20 protein-coding genes are annotated in these 18,907 nt (G+C 67.8%); 17 read left to right on the top strand and 3 right to left on the bottom strand.

Going from position 1 to position 18,907, the window contains the following annotated elements:
- Positions 1–90: 90 nt before the first annotated feature.
- The gene (locus G4G00_RS04030; protein ID WP_164271421.1) at positions 91–1,275 is read right to left on the bottom strand and encodes an NAD(P)/FAD-dependent oxidoreductase; all 1,185 of its coding nucleotides are present in this window, start codon (positions 1,273–1,275) and stop codon (positions 91–93) included.
- On the bottom strand, positions 1,272–1,820 hold the full coding sequence (locus G4G00_RS04025) for a YaeQ family protein (protein WP_164271418.1): 549 nt from the start codon (positions 1,818–1,820) through the stop codon (positions 1,272–1,274). The genes G4G00_RS04030 and G4G00_RS04025 overlap by 4 nt, the downstream gene beginning before the upstream one ends.
- Positions 1,821–1,941: 121 nt before the next feature.
- Here G4G00_RS04025 and G4G00_RS04020 point away from each other — a divergent pair, with 121 nt between their 5' ends.
- Positions 1,942–2,820 carry a pseudouridine synthase gene (locus tag G4G00_RS04020; protein WP_164271415.1) on the top strand — a complete coding sequence of 293 codons (879 nt, stop codon included), beginning with the start codon at positions 1,942–1,944 and terminating at the stop codon, positions 2,818–2,820.
- A gap of 14 nt (positions 2,821–2,834) precedes the next feature.
- Here G4G00_RS04020 and G4G00_RS04015 read toward each other — a convergent pair whose 3' ends face one another.
- Positions 2,835–3,323 (bottom strand): YaiI/YqxD family protein, encoded by a 489-nt coding sequence (locus tag G4G00_RS04015; protein ID WP_164271412.1) that lies wholly within the window; start codon positions 3,321–3,323, stop codon positions 2,835–2,837.
- 302 nt (positions 3,324–3,625) lie between these two features.
- Here G4G00_RS04015 and G4G00_RS04010 point away from each other — a divergent pair, with 302 nt between their 5' ends.
- From G4G00_RS04010 to pcaC, 16 genes are all read left to right on the top strand, one after another.
- Entirely contained in the window at positions 3,626–3,835 is a 210-nt protein-coding gene (locus G4G00_RS04010; protein WP_004153307.1) for a cold-shock protein, read from the top strand.
- Between the two features lie 117 nt (positions 3,836–3,952).
- Positions 3,953–4,642, top strand: coding sequence for a glutathione S-transferase (locus tag G4G00_RS04005; RefSeq protein WP_164271409.1), 690 nt, complete (start codon positions 3,953–3,955; stop codon positions 4,640–4,642).
- A 31-nt stretch (positions 4,643–4,673) separates the two neighbouring features.
- Positions 4,674–6,239, top strand: a complete 1,566-nt coding sequence (locus tag G4G00_RS04000) for a YdiU family protein (RefSeq protein WP_164271406.1) — start codon at positions 4,674–4,676, stop codon at positions 6,237–6,239.
- A gap of 143 nt (positions 6,240–6,382) precedes the next feature.
- Positions 6,383–6,760, top strand: coding sequence for a hypothetical protein (locus G4G00_RS03995; RefSeq protein ID WP_164271404.1), 378 nt, complete (start codon positions 6,383–6,385; stop codon positions 6,758–6,760).
- A 253-nt stretch (positions 6,761–7,013) separates the two neighbouring features.
- Entirely contained in the window at positions 7,014–8,525 is a 1,512-nt protein-coding gene (locus tag G4G00_RS03990; protein ID WP_164271401.1) for a right-handed parallel beta-helix repeat-containing protein, read from the top strand.
- Positions 8,526–8,547: 22 nt separating this feature from the next.
- Positions 8,548–9,840 (top strand): carbohydrate porin, encoded by a 1,293-nt coding sequence (locus tag G4G00_RS03985; RefSeq protein ID WP_164271398.1) that lies wholly within the window; start codon positions 8,548–8,550, stop codon positions 9,838–9,840.
- The gene (gene aroD, locus G4G00_RS03980) at positions 9,840–10,727 is read left to right on the top strand and encodes a type I 3-dehydroquinate dehydratase (RefSeq protein ID WP_164271396.1); all 888 of its coding nucleotides are present in this window, start codon (positions 9,840–9,842) and stop codon (positions 10,725–10,727) included. Before G4G00_RS03985 ends, aroD begins: the two co-directional genes overlap by 1 nt.
- 52 nt (positions 10,728–10,779) lie before the next feature.
- Positions 10,780–12,099: an MFS transporter gene (locus G4G00_RS03975; protein ID WP_164271393.1), complete on the top strand. Its 1,320-nt coding sequence runs from the start codon at positions 10,780–10,782 to the stop codon at positions 12,097–12,099.
- Between the two features lie 171 nt (positions 12,100–12,270).
- Positions 12,271–12,951 carry a 3-oxoacid CoA-transferase subunit A gene (locus G4G00_RS03970; RefSeq protein ID WP_108752848.1) on the top strand — a complete coding sequence of 227 codons (681 nt, stop codon included), beginning with the start codon at positions 12,271–12,273 and terminating at the stop codon, positions 12,949–12,951.
- Positions 12,948–13,595 carry a 3-oxoacid CoA-transferase subunit B gene (locus tag G4G00_RS03965; protein ID WP_164271390.1) on the top strand — a complete coding sequence of 216 codons (648 nt, stop codon included), beginning with the start codon at positions 12,948–12,950 and terminating at the stop codon, positions 13,593–13,595. Before G4G00_RS03970 ends, G4G00_RS03965 begins: the two co-directional genes overlap by 4 nt.
- 7 nt (positions 13,596–13,602) lie before the next feature.
- Complete coding sequence (gene pcaF / locus G4G00_RS03960) at positions 13,603–14,811, top strand: 3-oxoadipyl-CoA thiolase (RefSeq protein ID WP_108751532.1); 1,209 nt, start codon at positions 13,603–13,605, stop codon at positions 14,809–14,811.
- A gap of 78 nt (positions 14,812–14,889) precedes the next feature.
- Positions 14,890–15,600: a protocatechuate 3,4-dioxygenase subunit beta gene (gene pcaH, locus G4G00_RS03955; RefSeq protein ID WP_108752850.1), complete on the top strand. Its 711-nt coding sequence runs from the start codon at positions 14,890–14,892 to the stop codon at positions 15,598–15,600.
- Between the two features lie 4 nt (positions 15,601–15,604).
- The gene (pcaG, locus tag G4G00_RS03950; protein ID WP_164271387.1) at positions 15,605–16,168 is read left to right on the top strand and encodes a protocatechuate 3,4-dioxygenase subunit alpha; all 564 of its coding nucleotides are present in this window, start codon (positions 15,605–15,607) and stop codon (positions 16,166–16,168) included.
- A gap of 78 nt (positions 16,169–16,246) precedes the next feature.
- Entirely contained in the window at positions 16,247–17,590 is a 1,344-nt protein-coding gene (locus G4G00_RS03945; RefSeq protein WP_164271384.1) for a 3-carboxy-cis,cis-muconate cycloisomerase, read from the top strand.
- Between the two features lie 26 nt (positions 17,591–17,616).
- Positions 17,617–18,405, top strand: coding sequence for a 3-oxoadipate enol-lactonase (gene pcaD / locus G4G00_RS03940; RefSeq protein WP_164271381.1), 789 nt, complete (start codon positions 17,617–17,619; stop codon positions 18,403–18,405).
- A 21-nt stretch (positions 18,406–18,426) separates the two neighbouring features.
- A complete protein-coding gene (gene pcaC, locus G4G00_RS03935; protein WP_108752854.1) occupies positions 18,427–18,810 on the top strand; it encodes a 4-carboxymuconolactone decarboxylase in 384 nt (127 codons plus the stop codon).
- The last annotated feature ends 97 nt before the right edge of the window (positions 18,811–18,907 follow it).

The raw sequence follows: 18,907 nt of genomic DNA, 5'->3' as shown, positions 1-18,907 counted from the left end.
CACTGCTCCCCAATCTGCGAACCTAGATACACGATGCGCGGCGGCACGTCCATGCGCTGGCCCCGGCCGAGCACCGAACGGCGATGCGGTTCACACCACGCTGCCGGCGGCGTGACCGCTGGCCCACGCCCACTGGAAGTTGTAACCGCCCAGCCAGCCGGTCACATCCAACACCTCGCCGACGAAATGCACGCCGGGCACGCGCTTGGATTCGAACGTGGAAGACGACACTTCGGCCGTATCCACCCCGCCCAGGGTGACTTCGGCGGTGCGGTAGCCTTCGGTGCCGCTGGCCACCAGCGGGAACGCGCCCAGCACCTGCGCGGCCTGGCGCAGCACCGGTTCGTCGAGCTGGCGCACCGGCCGGTCCGGCAGCCAGTGCTCGCACAGGCGCTGCGCCAGCCGCTTGGGCAGTACCTCGCCCAGCACCGTGCGCAGTTCGGCGGCAGGGCGCTCGCGCTTCATCTGCCGCAGCCACTCGCCGGCGTCCTGACCGGGCAGCAGGTCGATCTCCAGGGTGTCGCCGGGCTGCCAGAACGAGGAGATCTGCAGGATGGCCGGCCCGCTGACGCCACGATGGGTGAGCAGCATGAAGTTCTGGAAGCTCTTGCCATTGCAGCGCGCCTGCACCGGCAGGGCCACCCCGCTCAGCTCGGCCAGGCGTTCCTGGTGCTTGCCACTGAGGGTGAGCGGCACCAGGCCGGCGCGGGTGGGCAGCACGTTGTGGCCGAACTGGCGGGCCAGTTCGTAGCCGAAGCCGGTGGCGCCCAGGCTGGGAATGGACAGCCCGCCGGTGGCCACCACCAGCGATGCGCAATGGAACAGCCCCTGCGTGGTGTGCACGCGGAAGCCATCGCTGCCGTGTTCGATGCGCTCGATGCTGCACTGGGTGCGGATCTGCGCGCCGGCGGCCTGGCACTCCTCCACCAGCATCTTCACGATCAGCTTCGATGAGACATCGCAGAACAGCTGGCCCAGCTCTTTTTCGTGATAGGCGATGCCGTGCTTCTCCACCATGTCGATGAAGTGCCACGGCGAATAGCGGGCCAGCGCCGATTTGCAGAAATGCGGGTTGGCCGACAGGAAGTTGGCCGGGGTGGTGCCGGTGTTGGTGAAGTTGCAGCGCCCGCCGCCGGACATCAGGATCTTCTTGCCGACCTTGTTGGCGTGGTCCAGCACCTGCACCTGGCGCCCGCGGCGGCCGGCGGTGAGCGCGGTCATCAGCCCGGCGGCACCGGCGCCGATGACCACCACGTCGCAGCGGGTAATGCTCATGCCTTGGCGCGCTTGCGCCAGCTGGGAATCACGTCCAGCTGGATCTGGTCGTTGAGGATCTGCACTTCGCCGTCCTGGATGAGCACGCTGAAACGCATGGCGCGCTGGATCTGCTGGCCCCACTGTTCAACGAAGGCGCCGTCCAGGTCGACCACCGACAGGTTGTCGAAACGGGCCAGGCCCTTGCCCTGCTTGGTCCACCAGATATCGGACGCGTTGCCGCCGTAGTTCACCACCTGCACCGAACGGCTGCGGTTGCTGGCCTTGCGGATGCGCGATTCGTCGGGGTGGCCCAGGTCGATCCACTGCAGGATGTCGCCGGTGTAGTCGTGCTGCCACAGGTCCGGCTCGTCGTCGGTGCTCAGGCCGCGGCCGAACTCCAGGCGGTCATCGGCGTTCAGGGCGAAGGCCAGCAGGCGCACCATCAGGCGCTCGTCGGTTTCCGACGGGTGCTGGGCCAGGGTCAGGTTGTGGGTCGCGTAGTAGCCGCGATCCATGTCGCTGATCTGCAGTTCGGCCTTGCGGATGGTGGCGGTGAGGGCCATGGGCGTTCCGGGGGCAAAGACCGCCCATGATAGAGGTTTGCTGGCGGGGTGTCCGTTGCAGGGGTGTCTGCGCGGTGTCAACGGTGGCACTCTGGCCGCGACTTCCCTGTGTGTGTGTTCGATGAGCCTGCCCAGCCGCCTGCAGCTGCCCCCCGGTGACTGGCCGACCCTGCTGGACGGTCTGTGCGTGCGCTTTCCGCGCATTGACCGCGGCCAGTGGCTGGACCGTTTCGCGCGTGGGCGGGTGCAGGATGCGCAGGGCAGGGCGCTTGCGGCCGACCAGCCGTGGCAGGTCGGGCTGGAGATCGTCTACTTCCGCGAAGTCAGCGCGGAGCCGGTCATTCCGTTCAGCGAGACGGTGCTGTACCAGGACGCGCATCTGCTGGTGGCCGACAAGCCGCACTATCTGCCGGTCACCCCGGCCGGGGGCTATGTGCGCGAGACCCTGTTGGCGCGTCTGGTGGCACGTACCGGCAATCCCGACCTGGTGCCCCTGCATCGGCTGGATCGGCTGACCGCCGGGTTGGTGCTGTTCTCGCAGCGACCCGATTCGCGCGACGCCTACCAGCGCCTGTTCCGTGAACGGCGCATCGAAAAGATCTACGAGGCACTGGCGCCGGCCCTGCCAGGGCTGCCGTTCCCGCAGCAGCGGTTGAGCCGGATCGTGCCGGGTGAGCCCTTCTTCCGCATGGCCGAAGTGCCAGGCGAACCCAATGCGCGCACCCGCATCGAGGTGATTGCCGAGCACGGCGCGGCCTGGCACTACCGGCTGTGGCCGGAAACCGGGCGCAAGCACCAGCTGCGCGTGCACATGGCGGCGCTGGGGGCACCGATCCTGGGCGATGACCTGTACCCGCAGCTGCGGCCGATTGACGATGCGCCGCCGCTGCAGCTGCTGGCCCGAGCCCTGGCCTTCCAGGACCCGCTGAGTGGAGAGCGCCGTGTGTTCAGCAGCGAGCGTTCGCTGCGCTGGCCGCCGGACCCGATAGAGCGGGCATGATCATCGCGGCTTGATCAGCGTGGTTTGATCCGGGCCAGCCAGCGGTCCAGTTCGGCCGCGAACAGCTGGCGGTCGCGCGCGCCCAGCGGCGGCGGGCCACCGGTCTGCACGCCCGCACCGCGCAGTTCCTCCATGAAATTGCGCATGGACAGGCGCTCGGCCATGTTGTTGGCGGTGTACAGCTGGCCGCGCGGGTTCAGCGCCACGGCCTTCTTTTCCAGTACCAGCGCCGCCAGCGGGATGTCCTGGGTGACCACCAGGTCACCGGCGGCCACCCGTTCGACGATGGCGCTGTCGGCCACGTCCAGGCCCTGCGGCACCTGCAGCGAGCGGATCCAGCGCGAGGGCGGGGTGCGCAGCCACTGGTTGGCCACCAGGGTCAGCTCCAGGCCGACCCGTTCGGCGGCCCGGAAAAGGATGTCGCGAATGACCGTCGGGCAGGCGTCGGCATCGACCCAGATGCGTGGGCGGGCGTGTTCAGCGGGGGTTTCAGCTTCAGTCATCAGCCCAGTGTAGGGTAGGAAAAACCTGAATAGGGACTCGGGTTTAGCCCTGATCTGGGCCCAGCCCTTGTCACGCCTAGCGGGCGGGGCTCTGCCGCTGAATGCCGGGGCTATCGCTTTTTGCTGAAAACACGCGTATCGTTCGATCCACTGTGTTTGCTAGGGTCACCGTGAATCGTGGCCTGGTGCAGTTGATCTCACGATCCGCTCATCGATCCGCTTTACCAACGCCTGCAACTCAGTCTCGGCCCCGATTCCCGGTGGCTGCGATTTTTTCAACATGTGTTTCAGGAGTTAGTCAAATGTCTGATCGTCAGACCGGCACCGTCAAGTGGTTCAACGACGCCAAGGGCTTCGGCTTCATCACCCCGGAAAGCGGCCCGGACCTGTTCGTGCACTTCCGTGCCATCCAGGGCACCGGCTTCAAGACCCTGCAGGAAGGCCAGAAGGTTACCTTCATCGCCGTCCAGGGCCAGAAGGGTATGCAGGCTGACCAGGTGCAGGCGGTCTAATCCGTCTGCTACCGTTTGGTAGCCAGAACGCCGGAAGCGAAAGCTTCCGGCGTTTTTTTTTTGCGAGGTGCATGCATCGCGCGCGGTACGATGCGGGCTTACCTCAGGAGTTTCCGCATGCGCATCGTCCACCACCTGGAAAACTCGCGTTCACTGCGCGTGCTGTGGATGCTGGAAGAACTGGGGCTGGACTACGAACTGCGGCGCTACCCGCGCGATCCGAAGACGCTGCTGGCGCCGCCGGAGCTTCGGCAGATCCATCCGCTGGGCAAGGCACCGGTGCTGCAGGACGGTGACCAGGTGCTGGCCGAATCCGGCGCGATCCTGGACTACCTGGTCGACCGCTACGACACCCAGCGCGTGCTGTCGCCGTCGCCGGTGCCGGCCGACAGTGCCGAGCGCATCGCCTATCGCTACTGGCTGCATTACGCCGAAGGGTCGGCCATGCCGCCGCTGCTGCTGACCCTGGTGGTCGGGCGGATCCGCAGCGCACCGATGCCGTTCTTCGCCCGCCCGATCGCACGCCGCATCGCCGACAAGGCCGAGCGCAGCTTCATCGGCCCGCAGCGCCGCCTGCATCTGGACTGGATGGAGCGGCGCCTGGCCGAAAGCCCGTGGTTCGCCGGTGAACGGTTCAGTGCGGCCGATATCCAGATGAGTTTCCCGATCCAGGCCGCGGCCGCCCGTGGCGGCGGCCTGGACGACAAGCCGGCGTTGCGGGGCTTCCTGAAACGCATCGGCCAGCGCCCGGCCTACCAGCGCGCCGAGGCCCACGGCGGGGCACTGCAGGCCCTGCGCGGCGATTGAGGCCGGGGCCGACCGCCCCCATCCTGCTGGCATGGATACCCACGCCCCCCGTTTCGACAACCGCCTGTTGACCGCCCTGCCGGGCGACCCCGAATCCGGCCCACGCCGCCGCGAGGTGCGCGAGGCGGCCTGGTCATCGGTGCTGCCGACCCCGGTCGCGGCGCCGACCGTGCTGGCCTGGTCGCCGCAGGTTGCCGCGTTGCTTGGCTTCGACGCCGCCGATGTGCAGGGCGTCGACTTCGCCCAGGTCTTCGGCGGCAACGCGCTGTACGACGGCATGCAGCCGTGGGCGGCCAACTACGGTGGACACCAGTTCGGTCATTGGGCCGGGCAGCTGGGCGACGGGCGTGCGATATCGCTGGGTGAGCTGGTGGCCGCCGACGGGCGCCATTGGGAGCTGCAGTTGAAGGGCGCCGGGCCCACGCCCTATTCGCGCGGCGCCGATGGACGCGCCGTGCTGCGCTCGTCCATCCGCGAATTCCTGTGCAGCGAAGCCATGCATCACCTGGGCGTGCCGACCACGCGTGCGCTGTCGCTGGTCGGCACCGGCGAGGACGTGGTGCGCGACATGTTCTACGACGGCCACCCGCGCGCCGAGCCCGGCGCGATCGTCTGCCGCGTGGCGCCGTCGTTCATGCGCTTCGGCACGTTCGAACTGCCTGCCTCGCGCGGCGAGACCACGCTGCTGAAACAACTGGCCGACGTCTGCATCGCCCGCGATTTCCCTGAACTGCAGGGGGAGGGGGAGGCGCTGTACGGCGACTGGTTCGCGCAGATTGCCGTGCGCACCGCTGAGCTGATGGCGCACTGGATGCGCGTCGGCTTCGTGCATGGGGTGATGAACACCGACAACCTGTCCGTGCTCGGCCTGACCATCGATTACGGCCCCTACGGCTGGGTGGAGGATTACGACCCGGACTGGACACCCAACACCACCGACGCGCAGGGGCGCCGCTACCGCTTCGGCACCCAGCCGCAGGTGGCGTACTGGAATCTCAACCGGCTGGCGCAGGCGCTGTCGCCGTTGTTCGCCGATGTGCAGCCGCTGCAGGCGGGGCTTGCGGCGTTCCAGTCCACCTTCGTGGCCTGCACGCGGCGCGATGCGGCGGCCAAGCTGGGGCTGGCGGCGGCTGACGACGAGGACTTGCAGCTGTACCTGCGCTGGCAGCAGCTGCTGCAGGACGGCGGCATGGACATGACCCTGGCGTGGCGTGCGTTGATGGGCGTGGATGTGACCGCGCCGGACGTGGCCGCACTGGGCGATGTGTACTACGACCAGGCGCGACGGCAGGCGGTGCAGGCGCCGTTGCAGCAGTGGCTGCAGGACTACGCGGCGCGGTTGCGTGTGGACCCGCTGTCGGCCGAAGCGCGGCAGGCGAAGATGGCGGCAGCCAATCCGCTGTATGTGCTGCGCAACTGGCTGGCGCAGGAGGCCATCGATCGCGCCGAGCAGGGCGACCTGGGGGGCGTGCATGCGCTGCAGGAGGTGCTGCGCGATCCGTATACGCAGCGGCCGGGGCTGGAACATTACGCAGGCAAGCGGCCGGCCTGGGCCGAGCACCGCGCCGGCTGCTCGATGCTGTCCTGCAGTTCGTAGGGGAGTTCTCTTGCAGGGCTTGCAGCCCTGCACCCGCTCAATGCAACAGCAACGTCAAAAGCGTGCATTCCGTGGGATGGCGGGGCGGTGTGGGATTGCGGGGACGCCGCAAGTACGTCCTTGTAGGCTTGGCAGCCGCATCCATGCGGCTGACACCCCGCAATCCGACACCGCCCCACCTTCGACAGTTTCCCGCGATCTGCTGGAACGGCATTCTGCTCTGGTGGGTGTCGACCTTGGTCGACACGGATGAATTCGTTCGATATCTGAAAGATGTGTCGACCAAGGTCGACACCTACCAACAGCCGCGCGGGACAATTGGCGCAGATACCAACCGCCGCGTGAATCTGTCGAAGGCGGGGCGGTGTCGGATTGCGGGGTGTCAGCCGCATGGATGCGGCTGCCAAGCCTACAAGGACGTACTTGCGGCGTCCCCGCAATTCGACACCGCCCCGCCATCCCACGGAATGCCGCTGTTGCTGTTGCTCTTGCTGTTGCTTTCGCCGTTGCCGTTGCATTGAGCGGGTGCAGGGCTGCAAGCCCTGCAAAGAACCCCCCTACAACCAACGTATTACCTATTCAGTGCGATATTCGCACGCACAGTCGATTACCGCACTTGAATGGTGCAGTGCGATAAACCTAATTTCACTTCCGCAGTTTCATAGCAGTCCAAGCGATCCACCCCTGGCGGGGCGAGGGCAGCATCGGTCACGGTGCTGAAGCCAGGTGCAGGGGAAGACCGTTGGATCTCTTTCACCTGTGCGGAGTGATCGCATGTGCCGTCGTCTGTCTGTCGTTTCCCTGTCCCTGCTTGCCCTGCTGCCGTCGCTGGCGCTGGCCTACCAGGCCGAACCGCCGCGTGAAGCGCTGCAGGTGCTGCGTGTCGATCGCTACGCCGACGACAGCAACGCCGGCTCGCTGCGCTGGGCCATCAATACCGCCAACGCCACGCCGGGCCGCTACCGCATTGAAATCGATGCGGTGGGCGCTGCCCCGTACGTGATCAAGCCGGCCTCGCCGCTGCCGGAAATCAAGGGCCCGGTGCAGATCGTCGGCACGCCGTGGGCACGCGACGGCCAGTTCGTGGCCATCGATGGCTCGGCCTACGTGACCGGCACCGGCACCGATGCCTGCCCGGGTGCCGAGCCGGGCCAGTCCGGCACCAATGTGCGCACTACCACGCTGCCTGGCCTGGTGCTGCGCGATACCCAGGGCGTCGAACTGACCGGCCTGGAGATCCGCAACTTCTGCATCGGCGTGCTGATCAACCGCGCCAGCCACAGCGAAATCCATGACAACCGCATCGTCGCCAACAAGGGCGGTGCCGGCATCATGCTCACCGGCGACGATGGCAAGGGCCAGTCCACCGCCACCACCACGGTGCACAACCGCATCGTGCGCAACGTGTTCCTGGACAACGGCGATGGCCTGGAACTGACCCGCGGCGCTGCCTGGAACCTGGTGGCCGACAACCTGTTCCAGTCCACCAAGGCCAACCCGGAACCGTCGCAGGGCATCGAGATCCTGTGGGGCAATGACAACAGCGTGGTGCACAACCGCTTCGTCGATTACTCCGATGGCCTGCAGATCAACTGGGGCAACCGCAACTACATCGCGGCCAATACCTTCACCGGCAACTCGATCGGGCTCAGCATCACCGGCAGCGGCAACGTGGTCGATGGCAACACCATCACCGGCAACGGCATCGGCATTGGCGTGCGCCCGCAGCCGGTCAGTGTGCCGAACCGCTTCAGCGCCAACCGCATCTTCGGCAACGGTCTGCCGATCGAGCGCTGCGAAGCCGGCGGTGCCTGCGTGAAGGGCCAGCCGCGCGGCGCCATCGTGTTCGGTGTGCCGGGGCTGGAACATGCCAGCTTCGTCGGCTCGCGCGGGCGCGGCGTGGACACCGATCCGGCCAAGCGTGCGCGCATCTGCAGCGCCGCCGGCCAGGCCGATTGCCAGCCGCTGGCCAACCTGGGCCAGGCGGCGCCGCAACTGGTTGCGGTGCACGGCAAGGGCGCCCAGCGCAGCCTGACCGGCAGCTTCCACGGCCAGCCGGACAGCCACTACCAGGTGGAAGTGTTCGGCAACCGTGCGGCCAACGGCAGCGAAGCCGAGCGCGTGCTGGGCACCGTGCAGGCGCGTACCGACAGCCAGGGCAACGGCACCTTCACCTTCCCCTTGGGCAATGGCGCCGATGCTGCGGATCTGGGCGGTGTGACCGCCACGGTCACCTCGCCGCAGGGCGCCACGTCGCCCCTGAGCGCGCCGCTGTCGCTGCGCTGATCACCTTTCCGAGACCCTGACCATGATTCCTGCAAAGCCTGTTTCCCTGGCCGTACTGGCCGCGATGGCCCTGCTGCCGGCCGTCGCCAGCGCGCAATCCAGCAATCGCTACGCGGGCAAGACGCTCACCGGCGACTGGGGCGGTACCCGCACCGATCTGTACGAGCGCGGCATTGCCTTCCGCGGCGACTACGTGGGCGAGGCCATGGGTGTGGTGGACGGTGGCTACGGTGAAACCGGCGCCCGCTATGCGCAGCAGGTGCGCGTGGGCATGGACCTGGACATGGGCAAGCTGGCCGGCTGGGACGGCGGTGCCTTCCACTTCACGCTCAATGACCGGCGTGGCCGCAGTACCTCGGCCGATCTGGTCGGCAACCGCTTCCCGATCCAGGAAGCCTACGGCGGCCAGTACACGCGGCTGACCGAACTGAGCTACGACCAGACCTTCAACGGTGGCCAGTCGTACTACAAGCTGGGCTACTACGCGATGGGCAACCAGTTCGGCCTGCACAGCCTGCTGACCCATTTCGTCAACGCCGCGTTCTGCGCGCACCCGCTGGCGATGTCCGGCAACAGCGGCTGGTACAACTACCCGGTGGCGCGCTGGGGCGGTGAAGTGGCGCAGCAGGTCAGCCCGGCGTTGAACGTGCGCACCGGCTGGTTCCAGGTGAATCCGAACCTGGGCGGCAACATCGAACGCAATGCGTTCCGCCCGTTCGCCTCGGGCACCACCGGTTCGCTGTTCCCGGTGGAAGTGACCTGGACCCCGGCCAAGGGCAGCCGCTACGCCGGCGTCTACAAGTTCGGCGGCTACTACGACACCTCGCGCGTGGACCAGCGCGGCCTGGATACCTCGCCCACCACCGGACGCCACGGCGCCTACGTGCTGGCCGAGCAGCGCCTGACCCAGGAGTCGGCCGACCCCAGCCGCGGTCTGACGGCGTTCGCACAGTACATGGTGTCCGACGCCGATACCGCGCAGATCAAGCGCTGGTATGCAGTGGGTGGTGTGTACCAGGGCATCGGTTCGCGCGCGCAGGACAGCATCGCGCTGGGTTACGTGGGCGCCGACATCAACGACCGCCTGGTGGATGCGCGCCGCGCTTCGCTGGCCGCCGGTGGCGTGCCGGTGGATTCGCCGCTGTACAACCTGAGCCAGGCCGAGGAGCTGTTCGAACTGTCCTACAGCTTCCAGGTCAACCCGTGGCTGATGATCCGCCCCGACGTGCAGTACATCGTCAATCCCGGCACGTTCAACTACAGCGGTACCGACAACGCCTGGGCCGTGGGTGTCCAGGCCAAGGTGACCTTCTGATGGTCGCGCGCTCCTTCCACGCCCTGGTGACTGCCATGCGTATTCCGTTTGCCTCCCTTGTCCTCGCCGGTGCGCTGTGCACCTCCCCCGTGTTGGCCCTGGCCGCACCGCCGCCGGCGGTGCTGCAGGTGGGCTCGCTGCGCATCGGCGAGGGCAGTCCACGCACCATCGTGCCGATTACCGGTGCCAGTGCCGAACTCGCCCTGCAGCAGGCCGCGGCCATCGCCGCCAGCACGCACACCGACCTGGCCGAATGGCGCATCGATTACCTGGATATCGCCACCGATGGCAGCAAGCTGGTGGCGCTGGGCAAGCGCATCCAGGCCACGCTGGGCGGCAAGCCGATGATCGTCACCTTCCGTACCAAGGCCGAAGGCGGTGCGAAGGCGATCAGTGACCGCGACTACGGCGCGCTGTACGCCACGCTGCTGCGCGGTGGCTTTGCCCAGTTGATCGATGTGGAAATGTTCCGCGACCCGAACGTAGTGCAGGCGCTGGTGGCGCAGGCGCACAAGGCGGGGGTGAAGGTGGTGATGTCCAACCACGATTTCCAGGCCACGCCGCCGCGCGAGGAGATCGTCGCGCGCCTGCTGAATCAGCAGGCGATGGGCGCGGACGTGCTGAAGATCGCGGTGATGCCGCGCGACGCCGGCGATGTGCTGGCCCTGCTGGACGCCACCTGGCAGGTACGCCAGCGCAGTGACAAGCCGCTGCTGACCATGTCGATGGGCGGCACCGGCGTGGTCTCGCGACTGGCCGGGGAAACCTTCGGCCAGGCGCTGACCTTCGGCATGATCGGCACGCCGTCGGCGCCGGGCCAGGTTGAAGTCGAACAACTGCAGGACGTCCTGCAGGTCATCCACGCTTCCAGCCAGGCCGGTCGCTGAGACCACCACGCCGGATGTTCCGCCGCTTCACGCTGTTGCAGGAAACCGCACCATGAGCCACGCCTCCGCCGCTGCACCGCCGCTCGTCCTGGAACGGATGAGTCCCTTCCAGTGGACCGCCATCGCCATCTGCGTGCTGCTGAACATGCTCGATGGCTTCGACGTGATGGTCATGGCCTTCACTGCGCCGCACGTGTCGGCGGACTGGGAACTGTCGGGCAAGGTGCTGGGGCTGATGCTCAGTGCCGGCCTGGTCGGCATGGCGCTGGGCTCGTTCCTGCTGGCGCCGCTGGCTGACCGCTGGGGCCGGCGGCCGATGATCGTGTGCTGCCTGCTGATCCTGACCACGGGCATGGCACTGTCGGCGCTGGCCGGCAACGCCTGGCAGCTGGGCGCGCTGCGCGTGTTCACCGGCATCGGCATTGGCGGCATGCTGGCCGGTGTAGGGGTGATCACCGCCGAGTATGCCAACGCCAAGTGGCGCAGCACCGCCGTGGCCCTGCAGGCAACCGGTTATCCCATTGGCGCCACTGCCGGTGGCGTGCTGGCGGCGTGGATGCTGCAGCACTGGTCCTGGCACAGCGTGTTCCTGATCGGCGCGGGTGCCTCGCTGCTGTGCATCCCGCTGGTGCTCAAGTGCCTGCCCGAATCGCTGGATTTCCTGGTGGCACGGCGCCCGGCCGATGCGCTGCCGCGCTTGAACGCGCTGCTGTCGCGCATGCAGATGCCGGCGCTGCAGGCATTGCCGCCGGCACCGGTGCGCGATGGCCAGCCGCAGGGCTACGCCGCGCTGTTCGTGGGTGATCTGCGCCGTGTCGCGCTGCTGATCGCGCTGGCGTTCTTCCTGCATATGTTCGCGTTCTACTTCGTGCTGAGCTGGACCCCGAAGCTGCTGGTATCTGCAGGTGTTTCGGCGCAGCAGGGCATCACCGGTGGCGTGCTGCTGAACCTGGGCGGCATCGTCGGCGGCAGCCTGTTCGGCTGGCTGGCCTCGCGCTGGTCGCTGTCCCGCCTGACCGCCGGCGCGCTGCTGCTGGCGATGGTGGCGATGCTGGGCTTTGCTGCGTTCAACACGCAGTTGAACGTGGCCTTCCCGTTGGCCTTCGTGATTGGTGCCGCGCTGTTTGCTGCCATGGCAGGGCTGTACGCCGCCGCACCGGTGGTGTTCGCCGCACAGGTGCGCACCACCGGCCTGGGTTGGGCGATCGGCATCGGCCGGGTCGGCGCCATTCTGTCGCCGCTTACCGTGGGCGTGCTGGTGGATGGCCACTGGCCGCCGTCGGCGCTGTATGTGCTGTGCGCGCTGCCGCTGCTGCTGGCCGCCTGGGCGTGCCTGGGGCTGCGCGTGGGCGTGGGCCAGAACCGGCGTTGAACCGCCTTCCGGAGCCATGCAGGCAATGTGCGATTATCGGATTGAATGGCCGAATATCGGATTGACCGGGCAGGGGCCTGTGCGCACCATGTCCGCGTCATGTTTTCCCGTCGCAGTGGCCGTGCGCCGCGCTGGTAGGTACCAGCGAAGGGCAGGGCAAGGAGCAATGCAGTGATCGACAAGACCGTGGCCAGCGCCGAAGCAGCGGTGGCCGATATCCACGATGGGGCCACCGTGATGATCGGTGGCTTCGGTACCGCGGGCATGCCCGACGAGCTGATCGATGCGCTGATCGCGCAGGGCGCGCGCGAGCTGACCATCATCAACAACAATGCGGGCAACGGCGATACCGGCCTGGCCGCGCTGATCAAGCACAAGCGCGTGCGCCGCATCGTCTGTTCGTTCCCGCGCCAGTCCGATTCGCAGCATTTCGATGCGGCCTACCGCGCCGGTGAAATCGAGCTGGAACTGGTGCCGCAGGGCAACCTGGCCGCGCGCATCCACGCGGCCGGTTCCGGTCTGGGCGCTATCTTCACTCCCACCGGTTACGGCACCGAACTTGCCCAGGGCAAGGAAACGCGCGAGATCGATGGCCGCCACTACGTGCTGGAATATCCGCTGCATGCCGACTTCGCGCTGATCAAGGCCGACCGCGGCGACCGCTGGGGCAACCTGGTCTACCGCAAGACTGCGCGCAACTTCGGCCCGCTGATGGCGATGGCCGCACGCTGCGCGATCGTGCAGGTGCGTGAGGTGGTGGCGCTGGGCGAACTGGACCCGGAAGCGGTGGTGACGCCCGGCATCTTCGTGCAGCGCGTGGTGCCGGTGGCCGCAGCAGGAGTACAGGCATGAACAAGCTCAGCCGCGAACAGATGGCCGCGCGCGTGGCCCGCGATATTCCCGAAGGTGCCTACGTGAACCTGGGCATCGGCCTGCCGACCACGGTGGCCAACTTCCTGCCGACCGACAAGGAAATCTTCCTGCAGTCGGAAAACGGCCTGCTGGGCATGGGCCCGGCGCCGGCGCCCGGCCACGAAGACCCCGACCTGATCAATGCCGGCAAGCAGCCGGTCACCCTGCTCACCGGGGGTTGCTATTTCCACCATGCCGACTCGTTCGCGATGATGCGGGGTGGCCACCTGGACATCTGCGTGCTGGGCGCCTTCCAGGTGTCGGTGCAGGGTGACCTGGCCAACTGGAGTACCGGTGCGGCCGACGCCATTCCCGCCGTGGGCGGCGCCATGGACCTGGCCATCGGCGCCAAGCAGGTCTTCGTGATGATGGACCTGTTCACCAAGAAGGGTGAAAGCAAATTGGTGGCCGACTGCAGTTACCCGCTTACCGGCCTGCGCTGCGTATCGCGCGTGTATACCGATGTGGCGGTGTTCGACCTCGGCCCCGGCGGCGCCACCGTGCTGGAAATGGTGGAAGGCATGGACATCGCACAACTGCGTGAACTGACCGGCCTGCCGCTGGCACTGGCCGAAGGAGCCTGAGATGAGCCTGCACGAGACCTACATCGTCGATGGCATCCGTACCCCGATCGGCCGCTACGGCGGCGCGCTGTCCGGCGTTCGCGCCGATGACCTGGGCGCGATTCCGCTGAAGGCCCTGCTGGCGCGCCACCCGCAGCTGGACCCGGCGCTGATCGAGGATGTCTACCTGGGCTGCGCCAACCAGGCCGGCGAAGACAACCGCAACGTGGCGCGCATGAGCCTGCTGCTGGCCGGCCTGCCGGTAAGCGTGCCGGGCAGCACGATCAACCGCCTGTGTGGTTCGGGGCTGGATGCGATCGGTACCGTGGCGCGTGGAATCGCTGCGGGCGAGCTGGGTCTGGCCATCGCCGGCGGCGTCGAATCGATGTCGCGCGCACCGTTCGTGATGGGCAAGGCGGCCTCGCCGTTCGCCCGTGACCAGCAGATCGAAGACACCACCATGGGCTGGCGTTTCATCAACCCGCGCCTGCGTGAACTGCATGGCGTGGAAACGATGGGCCAGACCGCCGAGAACGTGGCCGAGCGCTACGGCATCAGCCGCGACGACCAGGATGCGTTCGCCCTGCGCAGCCAGCAGCGCACCGCCGCGGCGCAGGCGCGTGGCTTCTTCGACGGAGAGATCGTGGCGGTGGATGTGCCGGGCCGCAAGCGCGGCGAGACCGTGACCGTCGACCGCGATGAACACCCGCGTGGCGATACCACCGCCGAAGCACTGGCCAAACTGAAGCCGCTGTTCCGCCAGCCGGGCACGGTGACCGCCGGCAATGCGTCGGGCATCAACGATGGCGCGGCGGCACTGCTGCTGGCCTCGGGCGCACAGGTCAAGGCGCTGGGGCTGACCCCGCGCGCGCGCATCCTCGGCTTCGCCAGCGCGGGCGTGGAGCCGGCCATCATGGGCATGGGCCCGGTGCCGGCCAGCCAGAAGCTGATGGCACGGCTGGGCCTGTCGATCACCGATTTCGATGCCATCGAACTGAACGAAGCCTTCGCCTCGCAGGGCCTGGCCTGCATGCGCCAGCTGGGTCTGGCCGACGATGCCGCACACGTGAACCCCAACGGCGGTGCCATTGCGCTGGGCCATCCGCTGGGCATGAGCGGCGCGCGCCTGGCGCTGACCCTGCTGCGCCAGCTTGAAGCCAGCGGCGGCCGCCGTGGTCTGGCCACCATGTGCATCGGCGTGGGGCAGGGCGTGGCCCTGGCCATCGAGCGCGTGTGACCCCCTCGCATTCCATAATCTGCCCGTAACCAGCATGACAGCCGCGGCCCTGGGGCCGCTCGCCAACAGGAGTACGCCATGAGCGATCCCACCGACCTGCGCGGCTACCGCAAGCCGTATCCCGGCAGCCAGCCGCCGCGCATCCACCTGCCGTATGCCAGTACCGCCAAGCGCGGCCCGGGCACCGATCCGATTGCCATTCCGGTCACCCTTTCCGAAGTGACGGGGCCGAGCATCAACCGCATCACCCTGGGCGCGCACGCCGCCGATCTCACTGCTGGCTTCCCCGGCCAGCCGCTGGGTGAGCGCATCATCGTCAGTGGCCGCGTGCTGGACGAGAACGGGCGGCCGGTGCGCAATTCGGTGGTCGAGGTGTGGCAGTGCAACGCCGCCGGGCGCTACCTGCACAAGGGCGACCAGCACGACGCACCGCTGGACCCGAACTTCAAGGGCACCGGCCAGGTGTTGACCGACAGCGAAGGCCGCTACCGCTTCACCACCATCAAGCCGGGCGCGTACCCGTGGCGCAACCACTACAACGCCTGGCGCCCGGCGCACATCCACTTCTCGCTGCACGGCGAAGGCATCGGCCAGCGCCTGGTCACCCAGATGTACTTCCCCAACGACCCGCTGCTGGCGTTCGATCCGATCTACAACTGCGTGGATGACGCCAAGGCCCGCGAGCGCATGGTGTCCTCGTTCGACTGGGAAACCACCGCGAATGAATTCGCGCTGGGCTATCGTTTCGACATCGTATTGCGCGGTCGCAAGATGACCGTGTGGGAGTAAGACCATGAGCTTCCAATCCACTCCGTGGCAGACCGTCGGCCCGTACTACCGCCTGGGCCTGGAACCGCTGTACCGCGTCGACATCGCACCGGCGCAGGCGCAGGGCGAGCGTGTGCAGGTGCAGGGCCAGGTGTTCGATGGCGAGGGCGTGCCGGTGTCCGATGCCGTGCTGGAAATCTGGCAGGCCGACGCACAGGGCATCTACGCGCATGCCGAAGACCCGCGCCGCGACGACCACGATCCCAGCTTCGATGGCTGGGGCCGGGTGCCGACCGACGACCAGGGCCGCTTTGCCTTCAGCACCGTCAAGCCCGGCCGCGTGCCGGGGCTGCGCGGTGAAGCGCAGGCCCCGCACCTGGTGGTGCTGGTGTTCATGCGCGGCCTGCTGCAGGCCACCCGCGGCCGCATCTACTTCAGTGACGAAGCCAGCAATGGCGACGATGCCATCCTGGCGCTGGTGCCGGCCGAGCGCCGCCACACCCTGGTCGCGCAGGCGCAGGGCCAGGGCGTATACCACTGGGACGTGCGCATGCAGGGCCCCGACGAGACCGTGTTCTTTGCCTACTGAACGCCCGGGCTGTCGCTTGCCCACGCCGGTCACGGCCGGCGCGGGTAAGCTGGGGCAACCCCGGAAGGATCTACTTTGATGAACCCGACTCCTTCGCTGCTTGGCGGCCTGTTCGGCGAGCCTGCCGTGGACGTGGCGTTCACCGATGCGGCACGGCTGCAGGCCATGTTGGATGTGGAAGCCGCGCTGGCCCGCGCACAGGCGCGCTGCGGGGTGATTCCGCAGGCGGCGATGGCCCCCATCGAGGCGGCCTGCAATGCAGCGCATTACGATGTGAGCGCGCTGTCAGCCGCCACCGCGCTTTCCGGCAACCCCGCCATCCCGCTGGTGAAGGCACTGACCGCGCAGGTCAAGGCCAACGACGCCGAGGCGGCGCGCTGGGTGCACTGGGGCGCGACCAGCCAGGACATCATCGACACCGGTGCGGTGCTGCAGTTGCGCGCCGCGCGTGAGCACGTGCTGTCGCGCCTGCAGACGCTGTGTACGGCGCTTGCGCAGCTGGCCGACGCCGAGCGCGGTACCGGCCTGCCGGGCCGCACCTTGTTGCAGCAGGCGGTTCCGGTCACCTTCGGGCTGAAGGCCGCCGGCTGGCTCGATGCCCTGCAGCGCAGCCAGCGCCGTCTGCTGGCCCTGGGCGAAGACACCCTGGTGCTGCAGTTCGGTGGTGCCGCCGGCACCTTGGCCTCGCTGCAGCACCGTGGCCTGGACGTTGCCCAGGCGCTGGGCGAGGAACTGCAGTTGCCAGTGCCGGCACTGCCCTGGCACACCGCACGCGATCGCGTGGCCGAGCTGAGCAGCGCGTTCGCATTGCTGACCGGCAGCCTGGGCAAGATCGCCACCGACATCGTGCTGCTGATGCAGTCCGAAGTGGCCGAAGCCTTCGAGCCGGCAGGCGAGGGCAAGGGCGGATCGTCGGCCATGCCGCACAAGCGCAACCCGGTGGGCTGCGTGGCCGCCATTGCCGCTGCCACCCGTGTGCCGGGCCTGCTGTCCACGCTGTACAGCGCCATGCCGCAACCGCACGAACGTGCGGCCGGGCAGTGGCATGCCGAATGGGAAACCGTGCCGGAGATCGTGCGCCTGTGTGCCGGCAGCCTGGCCCAGGTCACCGTGGTGGTGCAGGGCCTGCAACTGGATCGCGCGCGCATGCTGCAGCACCTGGACAGCCATGGCGGCCTGCTCTATGCCGAAGCCGTAGCGGTCACCCTGGGCGAGCGCATCGGCAAGGCCGCCGCGCACGCGCTGGTGGAACAGGCCGCGCAGCGCGCACTGGGCCATTCGCAGCACCTGCGTGCGGTGCTGGCGCAGATGCCCGAGGTGACCGCGCAGCTTTCCGCTGAACAACTCGATGCCTTGTTCGCCGCCGACAGTTGGCGCGGCATGGCCGATACCTGGATCGACCGCGTGCTTGCACGCGCCTGATCCCCACGTACTTCGCTGGAGCCAGCATGCCGTTTCTCGAGCTTCCGCAGCATCGCCTGCACTTCCAGACCGAGGGCCGTGAAGACGGCCCCTGGCTGACCTTCTGCAACTCGCTGGGCACCGACCTGGGCATGTGGGCGCCGCAGGTGCAGGCGCTGTCGGCGCAGTACCGCATCCTGCGCTATGACCGCCGTGGCCATGGCCAGTCCAGCGCGCCGCCTGGCCTGTACAGCGTGGCCGAGCTGGGCGCCGACGTGCTGGCGTTGTGGGATCACCTGGGCATCGAGCGCAGCCACTTCTGCGGGCTGTCCATCGGCGGGCTGACCGGCCAGTGGCTGGGCGTGCATGCTGGCAACCGCCTGCGCACGCTCACCGTGGCTGCCACCGCCGCGAAGATCGGCAGCGCCGAAAGCTGGCAGGCACGCATCGCCCAGGTGCAGCACGATGGCCTGCTGCCGCTGGTCGATGGCACGCGCGAGCGCTGGTTCACGGCCGGCTTCGCGCAGACCCATGCCAGCCAGGTGGAAGACATCCTGCAGCGCTTCCTCGCCACGTCAGTGGAAGGCTACGTGGGCTGCTGCAACGCGGTGGGCACGGCCGAATTCCGCGATGTGCTGGCGCGCATCCAGGTGCCGCTGCTGGCCATCGCCGGCGATGACGATCCGGTCTGCGTGCCGGCCGATCTGCAGGCCATTGCCAGCGGCGCAGCGCAGGGCGCGTATGCGCAGGTGGCCGGCCGGCATATCTGCAACCTGGAATCACCGCAGGCCTTCACCGCTGCATTGGCCGCGCATCTGGCGCAGGCCACGCACTGACACTTGCACAGGTAGACGACGATGGACGAACAGGAACGCTACGAAGCCGGCTTGGCGGTACGCCGCCAGGTCCTGGGCGAAGCCCATGTGGAACGCTCGCTGCAGGCGCGCACGGACTTCACCACTGAATTCCAGGAATTCATCACGCGCACGGCGTGGGGCACGGTGTGGACGCGCGACGGCCTGCCGCGGCACACCCGCTCGCTGCTGACCATCGTGATGATGGTGGCGCTGGGCCACGACGAAGAGTTCAAGCTGCATATCCGCGCGGCACGCAACAATGGCGTGACCCCGGAAGAGATCAAGGAAGTGCTGCTGCAGGCCGCCATCTACTGCGGCGTGCCTGCGGCCAACCACGCCTTCGCGCTGGCCAAGCCGATCCTGGAAGAGCAGGCGGCCGAATGAGATCGGGGTCGGATCCCTTTGCAACGCAAAGGGCTCTGACCCCACTCACGACTGGGGTCAGAGCCCTTTCCTGCGGAAAGGGATCCGACCCCGGGGC

Origin of the sequence: Stenotrophomonas sp. B1-1 (assembly GCF_010894375.1) — a bacterium.
Taxonomy (GTDB): Bacteria; Pseudomonadota; Gammaproteobacteria; order Xanthomonadales; family Xanthomonadaceae; genus Stenotrophomonas.
The sequence above is the reverse complement of the archived record's forward strand: the minus strand, read 5'-3'. Positions and strand labels throughout refer to the sequence as shown.

What these genes read in the sequence shown, in the direction of transcription:
- pcaG (WP_164271387.1), top strand. Translation starts at nt 15,605, where the DNA reads ATGAGCTTCCAATCCACTCCGTGGCAGACCGTCGGCCCGTACTACCGC.
- G4G00_RS03975 (WP_164271393.1), top strand. Translation starts at nt 10,780, where the DNA reads ATGAGCCACGCCTCCGCCGCTGCACCGCCGCTCGTCCTGGAACGGATG.
- G4G00_RS04020 (WP_164271415.1), top strand. Translation starts at nt 1,942, where the DNA reads ATGAGCCTGCCCAGCCGCCTGCAGCTGCCCCCCGGTGACTGGCCGACC.
- G4G00_RS04015 (WP_164271412.1), bottom strand. Translation starts at nt 3,323, where the DNA reads ATGACTGAAGCTGAAACCCCCGCTGAACACGCCCGCCCACGCATCTGG.
- G4G00_RS03995 (WP_164271404.1), top strand. Translation starts at nt 6,383, where the DNA reads ATGCGGCTGACACCCCGCAATCCGACACCGCCCCACCTTCGACAGTTT.
- G4G00_RS03990 (WP_164271401.1), top strand. Translation starts at nt 7,014, where the DNA reads ATGTGCCGTCGTCTGTCTGTCGTTTCCCTGTCCCTGCTTGCCCTGCTG.
- pcaD (WP_164271381.1), top strand. Translation starts at nt 17,617, where the DNA reads ATGCCGTTTCTCGAGCTTCCGCAGCATCGCCTGCACTTCCAGACCGAG.
- G4G00_RS03965 (WP_164271390.1), top strand. Translation starts at nt 12,948, where the DNA reads ATGAACAAGCTCAGCCGCGAACAGATGGCCGCGCGCGTGGCCCGCGAT.
- pcaH (WP_108752850.1), top strand. Translation starts at nt 14,890, where the DNA reads ATGAGCGATCCCACCGACCTGCGCGGCTACCGCAAGCCGTATCCCGGC.
- G4G00_RS04025 (WP_164271418.1), bottom strand. Translation starts at nt 1,820, where the DNA reads ATGGCCCTCACCGCCACCATCCGCAAGGCCGAACTGCAGATCAGCGAC.
- G4G00_RS04030 (WP_164271421.1), bottom strand. Translation starts at nt 1,275, where the DNA reads ATGAGCATTACCCGCTGCGACGTGGTGGTCATCGGCGCCGGTGCCGCC.
- pcaC (WP_108752854.1), top strand. Translation starts at nt 18,427, where the DNA reads ATGGACGAACAGGAACGCTACGAAGCCGGCTTGGCGGTACGCCGCCAG.
- G4G00_RS04000 (WP_164271406.1), top strand. Translation starts at nt 4,674, where the DNA reads ATGGATACCCACGCCCCCCGTTTCGACAACCGCCTGTTGACCGCCCTG.
- G4G00_RS03985 (WP_164271398.1), top strand. Translation starts at nt 8,548, where the DNA reads ATGATTCCTGCAAAGCCTGTTTCCCTGGCCGTACTGGCCGCGATGGCC.
- G4G00_RS04010 (WP_004153307.1), top strand. Translation starts at nt 3,626, where the DNA reads ATGTCTGATCGTCAGACCGGCACCGTCAAGTGGTTCAACGACGCCAAG.
- G4G00_RS03945 (WP_164271384.1), top strand. Translation starts at nt 16,247, where the DNA reads ATGAACCCGACTCCTTCGCTGCTTGGCGGCCTGTTCGGCGAGCCTGCC.
- aroD (WP_164271396.1), top strand. Translation starts at nt 9,840, where the DNA reads ATGGTCGCGCGCTCCTTCCACGCCCTGGTGACTGCCATGCGTATTCCG.
- G4G00_RS04005 (WP_164271409.1), top strand. Translation starts at nt 3,953, where the DNA reads ATGCGCATCGTCCACCACCTGGAAAACTCGCGTTCACTGCGCGTGCTG.